This is a genomic window from Caballeronia sordidicola (assembly GCF_000729995.1).
Classification (GTDB): domain Bacteria; phylum Pseudomonadota; class Gammaproteobacteria; order Burkholderiales; family Burkholderiaceae; genus Caballeronia; species Caballeronia sordidicola_A.
In genome coordinates this window covers 28,926-41,897 of the sequence record NZ_JNFG01000030.1, presented here as the reverse complement: position 1 = coordinate 41,897, position 12,972 = coordinate 28,926, and the positions used below count along the sequence as shown (strand labels likewise).

The following is a 12,972-nucleotide window of genomic DNA, read 5'->3' as shown; positions in this document are numbered from 1 at the left end:
ATGAAAGCACTGGCAAAACTGGAACGCGGTCCTGGGCTGACGCTGACGCGCGTCAAGAAGCCTGAGGTCGGTCATAACGATGTGATGATCCGCATCACGCGTACGGCCATTTGTGGCACCGACATCCATATCTGGAAATGGGACGAGTGGGCGCAGAAGACGATTCCCGTGCCCATGCATGTGGGGCACGAATACGTGGGCGAGATTGTCGAGATGGGGCAGGAAGTGCGTGGGTTTGCGATCGGTGACCGCGTGTCGGGTGAAGGTCATATCACCTGCGGGTTCTGCAGGAACTGTCGTGCGGGACGCCGGCATCTCTGCCGCAATACAGTGGGCGTGGGGGTCAATCGTCCGGGTGCATTCGCCGAATTCCTCGTGATTCCGGCCTTCAACGCATTCAAGATCCCGCCGGAAATCTCTGACGATCTCGCCGCTATCTTCGATCCGTTCGGTAACGCAACGCATACGGCGCTGTCGTTCAATCTGGTCGGCGAGGATGTTTTGATCACGGGTGCCGGGCCCATCGGAATCATGGCCGTGGCAATCGCCAGGCACGTGGGCGCGCGCAATGTGGTGATTACCGACGTGAACGACTATCGGCTGGACCTTGCCCGCAAGATGGGCGCGACGCGTGCGGTGAATGTATCGGAGACGTCATTGCGCGACGTGATGGACGAACTGCACATGACGGAAGGCTTCGACGTGGGGCTGGAAATGTCCGGCGTGCCGAGCGCGTTCACGGGCTTGCTGGAAGCGATGAATCATGGCGGCAAGGTGGCGTTGCTCGGCATCCCGCCCGCACACATGGCGATCGACTGGACCCAGGTGATCTTTAAAGGACTGGAGATCAAGGGCATCTATGGCCGCGAGATGTTCGAGACCTGGTACAAGATGGTCGCCATGCTGCAAAGCGGACTCGATCTCTCTCCCATCCTCACGCACAGCTTCGCCGTGGACGACTATGAAGAAGCCTTTGCGACCATGTTGTCAGGCCAGAGCGGCAAGGTGATTCTGGACTGGACGGTTTGATTTTGATCGCCGGGCTGGAGTCATGTCTAAATGACTCCAGCCCATACAACTACGCACGTTCCAGCGTCGCTATCTCGCGGACCACAACGAGCAGCATCGAAAGACTCGCACCCGTTGTCGCACGCAATTCCGCCAGCAAACGCCCATAACGCTCGACCGCGGCTTCCCTTCTGCAGCGCCAGTTTTCAACGATCACTTCAGGCGTATCAGCATCGCGTGTTTGCTCCAGCGCACTGATCGTCAACGCACGCTTGAGCCGCGCCAGTTCTTCCAAAGCAGCCGCCCGCGCCAGCAGGTCCCAGTGAGTGGAAGCAGGCAACGCCATCGCGCGCTCGGCGATCCAGCTGTAGTTCAACAACGTGCCTATGGCGAAGTAAACGCTCGCGACCGTCTCAAGGCTACGATCGCAACTTGCTGCAACTTCAGCGCTATCCAGCACCGCAGTCGATAACTCGCCGCTCGCCACCAGCGCCGCCAGCGGACCTTCAACCCCCGCCTCCTCCAGCACGCGACGCCGTTCGGTCCATCCATCGAGTTCGTCGGCAGGCAGCAGGCGCGGCAACTGCGGCGCGAGCCTTTGCGCCGCTTCCCGACAACGCGCGACACGTTCGGCCGCAAGACTGGCGTCCTCCGTCGATACCTTCAAATGGCGCAGGAACCAGAGCGTCGCGCCCTCCAGCAAACGCACGACATCGACGAACATCCGGGCTTGCACTTCGTCCGCCACGCGATTGTCGAGCGCGTCGATATTGCGCCAGACCTCGTTCAGATCGAACACATCGCGCGCCATGATGCAGGCACGCACGATCTCGCTCGGACACGCGTCGGTTTCCTCCATCAAGCGATGCACGAAGGTGCTGCCGACCCGGTTGATCAACGCGTTCGTCAGGTGCGTGGCCAGGACTTCGCGCCTGAGCGGATGGCGCTGCATCGGTTCGCTGTAGCGCGCCTGCAGGGGCAGCGGGAAATAGTCCGGCAGCATGCCTGCAACAAGCACGTCCTCGGGAACATTGGAGGCGAGCAGTTCGTCGTAGAGCCACATCTTGCTGTAAGCCAGCAGCACCGCGCGCTCGGGTGACGTGAGCCCCTGTTTGGCCGCCTGACGCTCGGCTATGTCTTCATCCGATGGCAGGAATTCGATCTTGCGTTTCAACCGCCCTGCGCGTTCGAGCCAGCGCATGAGCCGCGCCTCACCGTCGAGCATCTCGGCCACGTAGCGGTTCGCAATCGATAACGCCTGCGTCTGCGCGTAGTTATCCTTCAGCACGAGCAGGCCGACTTCATCGGTCATCTCGGCAAGCAGCGCGTTGCGCTGCTTTTCGGTCATCTCGCCGTCAGCCACCACCAGGCCCAGCAGGATCTTGATGTTCACCTCATGGTCAGAACAGTCGACGCCTGCGGAGTTGTCGATGGCGTCAGTGTTGATGCGCCCGCCATGCTGTGCGTATTCGATCCGGCCGAGCTGCGTCACGCCAAGATTGCCGCCTTCGGCTAATACCTTGCAGCGCAGTTCGGAACCGTTGACGCGCACGGCGTCGTTGGTTTTGTCGCCGACCTGCGCTGGCGTCTCGCGCGTCGACTTGACGTACGTACCCACGCCGCCGTTGTAGAGCAGATGCACATCCGCCAGCAAGATCGCGCGGATCAGCTCGTTCGGTGCAAGCGTCGCGGCTGCCACGCCGAGCGCGGCCTGGACCTGCGCCGACAACGCGATCGTTTTCGCCGTGCGCGGGAAGATTCCGCCTCCGGCTGAAATCAGCGTGGCGTCGTAGTCCGCCCAGCTTGATCGCGGCAGCGCGAACAGCCGCTCACGTTCGTTGAAACTGGCGGCAGTGTCAGGATGTGGATCAAGGAAGATATGGCGATGATCGAACGCCGCGATCAGCCGGATATGACGCGACAAAAGCATGCCGTTGCCGAACACATCACCCGACATGTCGCCGATACCGACCACGGTGAAGTCCATCGTCTGCGTATCCACGCCCATCTCGCGCGAATGGCGCTTGACCGATTCCCACGCGCCGCGAGCGGTGATCGCCATCCTCTTGTGGTCGTAGCCCACCGAACCGCCTGAAGCGAACGCGTCGTCTAGCCAGAAGCCGTATTCGTGCGCAATGGCGTTGGCATAGTCCGAGAACGTGGCCGTGCCTTTGTCGGCGGCGACCACGAGATAAGGATCATCGGGGTCATGACGCACGGTATCCGGCGGCGGCACGATGACGCCGGCCACGCGGTTGTCGGTCACGTCGAGCAGACCGCGCAGGAACATCTGGTAGCACGCCACGCCCTCACGCGCGAACGCCTCGCGGTCCGTGATTGGCGGCGGGTGCTTCACCACGAAGCCGCCCTTCGATCCAACCGGCACAATGACGGTGTTTTTCACCATCTGCGCCTTCATCAGGCCGAGCACTTCAGTGCGAAAATCTTCGCGGCGGTCCGACCAGCGCAAGCCACCGCGCGCCACCTTTCCGCCTCGCAGATGCACGCCTTCCACACGCGGCGCATAGACCCAGATCTCGAACATCGGCTTGGGTTCGGGCAAGCCCGGCACCATCGACGGATCGAGTTTGAACGAGAGATAACATTTGGACTTACCTTCGTCATCCTTACGAAAGTGATTGGTTCGTACAGTCGCGTTGATCACGCCCAGAAATTGCCGCAGGATCCGGTCTTCGTCGAGGTTGGGTACGTTGTCGAGTGCGGTTTCTATTTCGGCCAGCACATGCTGGGTGCGGGTGTCGCGAAGCTCATGACTTTGAGGATTTTCGCCGGCCGCCCCGGGAAGCGCGGGGTTGAAGCGCACCAGGAACAGTTCAAGCAATTTGCGCGCGATCGCCGGATTGCCGGTCAGCGCGCGTTCAATATAGGCATCGCTGAAGGTGGATCCGACCTGCCGCAGGTACTTGGCATAGGCGCGCAGGATCGTGACGTCGCGGGCGCCGAGTTGCGCGCGCAGGACCAGCCGGTTGAAGCCATCGTTCTCGACTTCGCCGGTCCAGACGCTTGCAAACGCGTTCTCGAACAATTCCTTGACGCGATCGATGTCAAATTCCACGTCGTCGGCAAGCTCCAGGCCGAAGTCGTGTATCCACGCCTGCGGCGCACCGAGCGGTTCAATGCGATAAGGCCGTTCTTCATCCACACGCACGCCAAGATGCTCCAGCATCGGCAGGCTATGCGACAGCGCGATCGGGTCACCCACTCTGTACACCTTGAAGCGAAACGCGCGCCGTCCGGCTTCAATCGGCCTGTAAAGGCTCATCGCGAGACCGCCCGCCCTCACCTGCGTCTGCTCGATCAATTCGATATCGCGCACCGCGGTCCGCGCCGGATAATCTTCGCGATAACCCGCCGGGAACGAATCCGCGTAGCGATTCAAAAGCCGGTTGCCCTGCTCTTCGCCGAAGCTGTCGACCAGCGCATCCGCCAGATCGTCCTGCCAGCGGCGCGCGACCTGCACGATCCGTTGCTCGAGTTCGCGCGTATCGGCTTCGGGTATCGTGCCTTTGTCCGAGCGCACCGTGATAGCGATGCGCGCGAGCGGAGACTCGGACAACAGCGGCGTGAACTCGATGCTCTTGCCGTTGAACGCCTCCATGAGGACCTTCGCGATGCGCTTGCGCAGGTCCGTATTGAACTTGTCGCGCGGCACGAACACGAGGCATGAGACAAAGCGGTCGAACCGGTCGCGCCGCACAAACAGCCGTGTGCGCTGATGCTCCTGCAAACGCAGCACCCCGAGCGCGATCTCGAACAGGTCGTCCTCATCGGCTTCGAAGAGTTCTTCGCGCGGATATTGTTCAAGCACGGTCACGAGCGACTTATGCAGATGCCCCTTCGCGAGAAAGCCGGCACGCCTGATGATGTTCGCGCATTTGCGCCGCACGATCGGGATCTCGGATGTGGGAACCAGATACGCGGTGGACGTGTACAGGCCAATAAACCGCCGCTCCCCGATCACCTTGCCATCCGCGCCGACGCGCTTTACGCCAACGTAGTCCAGATAACCCGGCCTGTGCACGGTCGCCCGTGAATTGGCCTTGGTGAGGAAAATCGGCGCTGATCCATTGATGATGGCCGCCGCGGCCGGGGGCAATGGCGTGATGTTATCGGCTGAGGCCGGACGCAGGCTTTCACGCAACAGTCCTGCGCCGGAGCCCGGCACGCCGCGAAGCGCAAAGCCGCTATCTTGCGTAATCAGTTCGTAGTCGCGGTGCCCGAGGAAGGTGAAATGATCCGCCACCATCCACTCCAGGAACGCGCGTGCTTCTACTCCATCCGCGCTGGTCTCGCGCGCTTTCATTTCAGCTATGGTCGCCCGCGCAACCTCAACGATCTTCGGCCAGTCTTCCACCGAAGCGCGTACGTCGCCGAGCACGCGAGCAATGTCGCTGCGGAGCTCGTCGAGCTTTGCTGCTTCGCCGCAGCGGTCCACTTCAAAATGAATATACGATTCGAGGCGCGATTGCGGATCGCCGCCATCGACGTGACCCAGCGCGATGCGCGTAATCGCCCCGCTTGCGTCGCGGGAAACCCGGAACACCGGATGTATCGCGGAATGCATCGCGAGACCCAGGCGGTTGACCGCCATGGTGACCGAGTCGACGAGGAACGGCATGTCGTCATTGACGATCTCGACCACCGTGTGATCGGAATGCCAGCCGTGTTGTTCAAGGTTGGGGTTGTATACCCGCAGGACCTCGCGGCCCGTGGTGAATTTTTGCGCCGTCTGCCAGTGCGCCATGGCCGCGCCGTAGAGATCGGCTATATCGCGGCTCTGGACGTCTTCGGGGTCTGCAAGCTCGTAGTAGTGACTTAGAAGTGGTTCAACGACATTGAACGCGGGCTCTGGAAGCCGTCCCCGTGCAAAGTCGACTACATCGGTGAGAAGGTGCGCAACGCGTTCTTCGCTCTTGGTCAGCATGTCGTCTCCCGGATCTTTCGCGTTCGGTGCTCGGATTATGCGCCTAGTTTTATGACACTAGAGCGCCCGAAGCACCGTCCGAGGAAACCCTGACCCTGACACTAACACTAACGCTGATTAGAGCCCGACACGACATCGATCCATACCGCGAGCACAAGAATGCCGCCCTTTACGATCATCTGCCAATACGAATCGACATCGAGCATCGACATGCCGTTGTCCAGGCTCGCCATCACCAGCGCCCCGATCAATGCGCCATAGACGGTCCCCGAACCACCGCGCATGGACGTCCCGCCAATGAAGCACGCGGCAATGGCATCAAGCTCGCCCATCGTTCCCGCCGATGGAGAACCCGCTGCCAGCCGCGCCGTGTTGACCAGTCCGGCAAGCGCGCACATCAGGCCCATCAACGCGAAGATCATCAGCTTCACGCGGTTCGTATTCACGCCCGACAAACGCGTTGCTTCGAGGTTTGAACCAACCGCATAAATGCGCCGGCCGAACACAGTCTGAGTTGCGATATAGGTGAAAATACCGAGCAACGCCAGCAGCAGCAATACAGGTACGGGAATACCGCCGTACTGATTCAGCGTCATCACGAACGCCACCAGCACCAACCCCGCCGCCACGATCTTCACGCCGTCCTGCCATAGCGGCACGACAGGCAAGTTGTAACGCAGATGGTTCTGCCGCTGACGCACGGTCAGCATGACCAGCAACGCAAACAGTACGACTGCAAGCGCATTACCCGCCATGCGTGGCAAATATCCCTGGCCGATGAACACCAGGTTGCTGGAGACAGGCGCGATGGTCGAACCGCCGGTCACGCCCAGCAGTACACCCCGATACGCGAGCATGCCGCCAAGCCCGACGATGAACGACGGCACCCTCAGATAAGTCGACCACCAGCCATTGAACATGCCGATCGCGATGCCGAGCAGCATCACCGCCGGCACGGTGAACTGGATCGGCCAGTGATGCGAGACGTCCAGAATAGCGGCCACGCCGCCGAGCAATCCGAGCAACGATCCAACCGACAAATCGATCTCGCCCGAGATGATTACAAACACCATGCCGCACGCGAGCATGCCGGTGATCGACATCTGCCGCAGCAGGTTCGACAGATTGCGTGGCGTGACGAACGCGCCATCGGTGAGGAAGGAAAAGAAGATCCAGATAACGGTGACCGCCAGCAGCAGCGCGAGCAGCTTGTATCGCGTGAAAAGCTGCTTGAAGCGCTGGCCGGAGGTGGTGCTCGCGCCGCCGGCGGCGCTGCGTTTGGGCGACGAGGTGACGTCAGGTGTCATGCGACGCTCGCTTGAAAAGAGTTTGTCTGTGGGGTCGCGCGGATGGCCGCCGCCAGGATATGTTCTTGCGTGAGCCCTTCGTTGATAAAGTCGCCACGCAGCTGGCCCTCACCTATGACCAGCACGCGGTCGCTCACGCCAAGCACTTCGTTGAGCTCCGACGACACCACGATGATCGACACGCCGCGCCGGGCCAGCGCGAACATGAGCTTGTAGATCTCGAACTTGGCGCCTACATCAACGCCGCGCGTGGGTTCATCGAGAATAAGGATTGCCGGGTCGGTCAGCAGCATCTTGGTTAGCACGGCCTTCTGCTGATTGCCGCCGGAGAGACTGGCGATGGACAACATCGGCGTGGCGGCGCGCACGGAAAGCCGCTTCATCTCGGTATGGATCGTGTCGAGTTCAGCAGCGGAATCAATCCGGCCGCCCTTCGCAAAACGATTCAGCACAGCGAGCGTGATGTTATGCCCGACGCCGAGTTGCGGCACGATGCCGTGACGCTTGCGGTCTTCAGGCACCATGCCAATACCGGCGTCGATTGCATTGGCCGGTGTCTTGATCTTGAGGCGCTTGCCGTTCAGATAAACCTCCGCCTCACTGACGCCTGGGTACGCGCCGAAGATCGCCTGCATCAGCTCGGTTCGCCCAGCGCCGACCAGGCCGGCCACGCCGAGAATCTCGCCCTTGCGCAGCGAAAACGAGACGTCGTCCACGCGCTTGCGCCGCGAGTTGGTCACATCGAAACAGGTAACGTGGCGCGCCTCGAAGATCACTTCGCCAATGTCATGCGGCTCGCGCGGGAACAGGTTCTTGATCTCCCGGCCGACCATCATCGAAATGATGCTGTCGGTGCTCAGATCCTTCATGGGCTGCGTGGCAACATGCTTGCCGTCCCGGATCACGGTGATGGTGTCGCAGACGGCTTCCACCTCGTCGAGCTTGTGCGAGATGTACACGCACGCCACCCCGCGCTTCTTCAGGTCGCGCACGATGTCCAGCAAGATCCGGATTTCGCTTGCGGTCAGTGACGACGAAGGTTCATCGAGGATCAGCAACTTCGCGCGCTTGTTCAACGCCTTGGCAATCTCGATCAATTGCTGATGGCCGCCGCCGTAATTCATCACCGGCTGAGCGACATTGATGCCGCTAATGTTCAGTTCGCGCAGCAGTTCATCGGCGCGCTGATACATTGCCGCGTAGTTCATCCGGCCGCCGCTCAGCGTGATCTCGTTGCCGAGGAAGATGTTCTCCGCCACCGATAACTGCGGCACCAGCATCAGTTCCTGATGGATGATGACAATGCCGGCATCCTCCGTTTCTCGGATTGTCGATGCCTGTAAAGGCTTGCCTTCCCAGAGAATTTCCCCTTCCCACGTGCCGTGCGGATACACGCCGGACAGCACCTTCATCAGCGTCGATTTGCCTGCGCCATTCTCGCCGCACAAACCCACGCATTCCCCGGGCGAGACCACGAGGTCGATTCCATCGAGCGCCTTCACACCGCCAAACGTCTTGACGATACCGTGCATTTCCAGCAGCGCGTTTGCCATGCGGTTTTTATCCTGGACAGTGAATCAGCGTGAAGGCCCCTGAACCCCTGCGGCCCTCACGCCCGGCATGACGCCGGCAGAGTGGTTAATTCCCTGCCAACTGGGCCTGCGTATAGAAGCCGTCCTTCACCACGGTATCGACATTGCTCTTGGTCAGGAGCGTCGGCTGCAGCAACACGGTGTTGACCTGCTTCATGCCGTTGTCGTATTTCGCGTTATAGGCCGGTTGCTGCCCTTTCGCCAGGTCCACCGCCAGTTTGGCCGCTTCGCCCGCAATCAGCTTCAGCGGTTTATAGACGGTCATGGTCTGCGTGCCATCCATCACCCGCTTGACCGCTGCAAGGTCAGCGTCCTGGCCGGAGATAGGCACCTTGCCCGCGAGGTGTTGCGCGGCCAGCGCCTGGATGGCGCCACCGGCCGTGCCGTCATTGGACGCCACAATGGCGTCGATCTTGTTGTTGTTCGCGGTCAGCGCGTCTTCGGTGATGCGCAGCGCGGTTGCAGCGCTCCATTCCGGCACCCATTGCTGACCGACAATCTTGATGTCGCCGCGATCGATGGCCGGTTTCAGGATCTTCAATTGCCCTTCACGCAGCATCTTCGCGTTGTTGTCGGTCGGTGAGCCGCCGAGCATGAAGTAGTTACCCTTGGGCTGCGCATTGAACACGCCTTGCGCCTGCATTTCACCGACCTTTTCGTTATCGAAGGAGATGTAGGCGTCCACATCGGCATCGAGGATCAGGCGGTCGTACGACACCACCTTGATGCCCGCCTTCTTCGCTTCGGCGACTACATTGCCGAGGGTTTTCGAATTGAACGGCACGATCACGATGACATCGACGCCCCGCGAGATCAGGTTTTCAATCTGCGATATCTGCCGTTCTTCGCTGGCGTCAGCGGATTGCACGGACACCTTGGCGCCCAGCTTTGTGGCGGCAGCGACGAAATAATCCCGGTCGCGCGACCAGCGCTCGACCCGGAGGTCGTCAATACAGAAGCCAATTTCAGGCTTGTCCTTGCTCGCATGAGCCAGCGTAGGAAGCACGGTCAAACTGGCGAACATCGCTCCACAGACTAGCGATCCCAGTACGGCACGGCGTTTTGCAAACTTCATGTCTCACTCCTCTTTATGGTTGACTAGCCGATGCGTCTCCCTGCGCGGCCGGTCGAGGCAACGCATAGGCGAGAGAGGAGACGTCGGCGGAATCTACTGCTTGCGCCGCGAATCGATGTTCGCGGTCGTCGGTTTTGCGGTTGGCGGTCTCTCAGGTTTTTCGTTAGCTTGAGCCCTTATTCGTCTTGCACGCAATTGCGAAATCAGCCGGGCCGCTTAATGATTTTCGATGCGGTTTCCTGATCATTTTGCCAAGCCCGCGCATCACTTATAAATCGCCCTGTTCACGATATTTTCGAGCTGCTCTTGTTGTCCGCTCACATGCTGCGGGTTAACGCGACGTCCAAGCGCATCGATAGCGAGCGACTCCAGAGAGTAACCGCCCGAGAGGATCTTGCGGCCAAATTCCGTGTCCCAGCCCGCGTAACGCTGGGTCTTGAACTCGGCGAGCTTGTCATTCTCGACCAGCGTGGCTGCCCGTTCAAGCGCGATGGCTATCACGTCGATTGCGCCTATATGCCCGAAGAACAGGTCCTCGGGCGCCACGCTCTGACGGCGCACTTTCGCATCGAAGTTCATGCCGCCGGTGCTGAAGCCGCCATGTCGCAGGATTTCATACAGCGCCAGCGTCAGCTCTTCAACGCTGTTCGGAAACTGGTCGGTGTCCCAGCCGTTTTGCGGATCGCCGCGATTCGCATCGACGCTACCGAAGATGCCAAGCGCGTACGCCGTCGCAATCTCGTGGTGGAATGAATGTCCCGCGAGCGTTGCATGATTCGCCTCAATGTTCACGCGGATTTCATTTTGCAAACCGAACTGCGCGAGAAAACCATGGACCGTCGCCACGTCGTAGTCGTACTGGTGCTTGGTCGGCTCCTGCGGTTTCGGCTCGATCAGCAACGCGCCTTTGAAACCCGTCTTGTGCTTGTGCTCCACCACCATATTGAGGAAGCGCCCAAGCTGATCGCGTTCGCGCTTGAGATCGGTGTTCAGCAGCGTGTCATAACCCTCGCGGCCGCCCCACAACACATAGTTTTCACCACCAAGCCGATGCGTGGCTTCAAGTGCCTGGAACACCTGCGTAGCCGCGAACGCAAACACTTCCGGGTTCGGATTGGTCGCGGCTCCCGCTGCGTAACGCGGGTGCGAGAACAGGTTGGCCGTGCCCCACAGCAGCTTGATACCCGTTTGTTCCTGCTTGGCCGCCAGATAGTCCGTGACGCCTTTGAAGTTGTTGACGTAATGCTTGATGCTGTCGCCTTCAGGTGACACGTCGGTGTCATGGAAGGTGTAATACGGCGCGCCCAGTTTCGAGAAGAATTCGAACGCCGAGTCGGCTTTCACGTGGGCGCGTTCTATTGCGTCGCCGGGTTGCTGCCACGGCCGGTGGAAAGTGCCCTGCCCGAACATGTCGACGCCGGGCCATACGAAGGTATGCCAGTAACAGACGGCGAGGCGCAAGTGATCTTCCATGCGCTTGCCGAGGACCAGCTTGTCGCGATCGTAATGACGGAAAGCAAAAGGATTGTCTGACTCCGGGCCTTCATAACGCACGGCCGGCAAATGTTCGAAATATGACATGGCGTCTCCTTCCTTTTAATGTGACACCATGCTGCCAGCTTCGTTGCGCAACGAGCAATTGCGAAATCCGCCAGCGCTCATGGTGTTTCTTCAGGTAGGTCATAATCGGGCTAGCGGTGGCTTCACGCGCGGGCCTAGAATCAGCAAACGCTAAAAAGACGCGTGAAAAAAACAGGCGCATATTGCGCTGCAACGGAGACGATGGGCATGTCGCGGCACTGCGGCATGCATCCGTCCGGAGTTCGATGACTCGACCACAGACAGCACAGGCTTCGCACCGGATCGCGCTGCTGTTCAACGCGAACAAGGTGTATGACCGCGGGGTCATTACCGGCATAGGCAATTATTTGCTGTCCACGCGCGTCGCATGGGACCTCTTCCTGGAGGAAGATTTCCGCTGCCGGCTCAACGGCATCGAACGCTTCGAAGGCGACGGCATCATCGCGGATTTCGACGATCCGGAGATGGCCGAAGCACTCGGCGATTCGCAACTGCCCGTGGTCGCGGTGGGTTCGTCTTATGCGGACCCGGCGTGTTACCCAGCCAAGCTGCCTTATATCGCAACCGACAATGCGAAGCTGATATCGCTCGCGTACACGCATCTGATCGGCGCGGGCTTGCAGCGTTTTGCGCTTTACAGCCTCCCTGAATCGCCCGAAAACCGTTGGGCGCAAGAACGTGAACTGGCCTTCAAGGCGCTGCTCGCAGCCGATGGACTGGAAGCAGATATTCATCGCGGCCTGCCGACCAGTGCACCGGTCTGGAGCCAGGCAAGCGCACAACTGACCTCATGGCTCGAGAGCTTGCCGAAGCCCGTGGGCGTGATCGCCGTGACCGATGCCCGCGCGCGGCATCTGCTGCAGGCGTGCCTGATCTCGGGTATTGCCGTGCCTGAGCAAGTGGCCATCATCGGCATAGACAACGATCCGCTGACACGCTCGCTCACCCGCATTCCGCTGTCTTCCGTGATCCAGGGAACCGAGGAAATGGGCCGAACAGCCGCGCATCTGCTGCACCAGATGCTGGGCGGCGCGCGCTTTCACGGCAGGCGCATCCTCGTGCCGCCGGTAGGCATCAACGTGCTTGAATCCACGCGTCATCAACCGGTGTCGAGTCCCTATGTCATGCGTGCGCGCCACTACATCCGGCAATACGGGTGCCAGGGCATCAAGACCGAACAAGTGGCCGACTACGTGGGTGTGTCGCGCTCGTCGCTGGAGGATCACTTCCGCCGCGAACTCGGTTGCACCGTGCATCAGGAGATCCTGAATCACAAACTCGATATCGCCAAGCAACTCCTCGCGCGTCACGATTTATCCAGCGCCGAAGTCGCTATCCGCTGCGGCTTCACATCGCTGCAATACATGTACGCCGTGTTCCGCCGCGAGCTGGACTGTACGCCGCGCGAATACCAGGAGCGCCTGCCGGTCGCGTCCTGCGAACAACCAGGCTGATCCACGCTCT

Annotated in this window: 7 protein-coding genes; 2 read left to right on the top strand and 5 right to left on the bottom strand. The window is 60.3% G+C overall.

Annotated elements, in window-relative coordinates; translation table 11 throughout:
- Complete coding sequence (gene tdh, locus FH08_RS0125745; RefSeq protein WP_031361124.1) at positions 1-1,029, top strand: L-threonine 3-dehydrogenase; 1,029 nt, start codon at positions 1-3, stop codon at positions 1,027-1,029.
- A gap of 49 nt (positions 1,030-1,078) precedes the next feature.
- Here tdh and FH08_RS0125740 read toward each other — a convergent pair whose 3' ends face one another.
- The 5 genes from FH08_RS0125740 to xylA all read right to left on the bottom strand — a co-directional run bounded on the left by FH08_RS0125740 (position 1,079) and on the right by xylA (position 11,508).
- Positions 1,079-5,953, bottom strand: a complete 4,875-nt coding sequence (locus FH08_RS0125740; protein WP_031361123.1) for an NAD-glutamate dehydrogenase — start codon at positions 5,951-5,953, stop codon at positions 1,079-1,081.
- Between the two features lie 107 nt (positions 5,954-6,060).
- Positions 6,061-7,260 carry a sugar ABC transporter permease gene (locus tag FH08_RS0125735; RefSeq protein WP_031361122.1) on the bottom strand — a complete coding sequence of 400 codons (1,200 nt, stop codon included), beginning with the start codon at positions 7,258-7,260 and terminating at the stop codon, positions 6,061-6,063.
- Complete coding sequence (xylG, locus tag FH08_RS0125730) at positions 7,257-8,813, bottom strand: D-xylose ABC transporter ATP-binding protein (protein WP_031361121.1); 1,557 nt, start codon at positions 8,811-8,813, stop codon at positions 7,257-7,259. The genes FH08_RS0125735 and xylG overlap by 4 nt, the downstream gene beginning before the upstream one ends.
- 85 nt (positions 8,814-8,898) lie before the next feature.
- Positions 8,899-9,927: a D-xylose ABC transporter substrate-binding protein gene (gene xylF / locus FH08_RS0125725; protein ID WP_031361120.1), complete on the bottom strand. Its 1,029-nt coding sequence runs from the start codon at positions 9,925-9,927 to the stop codon at positions 8,899-8,901.
- Between the two features lie 264 nt (positions 9,928-10,191).
- On the bottom strand, positions 10,192-11,508 hold the full coding sequence (gene xylA, locus FH08_RS0125720) for a xylose isomerase (RefSeq protein ID WP_031361119.1): 1,317 nt from the start codon (positions 11,506-11,508) through the stop codon (positions 10,192-10,194).
- 245 nt (positions 11,509-11,753) lie between these two features.
- Between xylA and FH08_RS0125715 the strand changes: the two genes are divergently transcribed.
- Positions 11,754-12,962 carry a XylR family transcriptional regulator gene (locus FH08_RS0125715; protein ID WP_031361118.1) on the top strand — a complete coding sequence of 403 codons (1,209 nt, stop codon included), beginning with the start codon at positions 11,754-11,756 and terminating at the stop codon, positions 12,960-12,962.
- Positions 12,963-12,972: the final 10 nt, after the last annotated feature.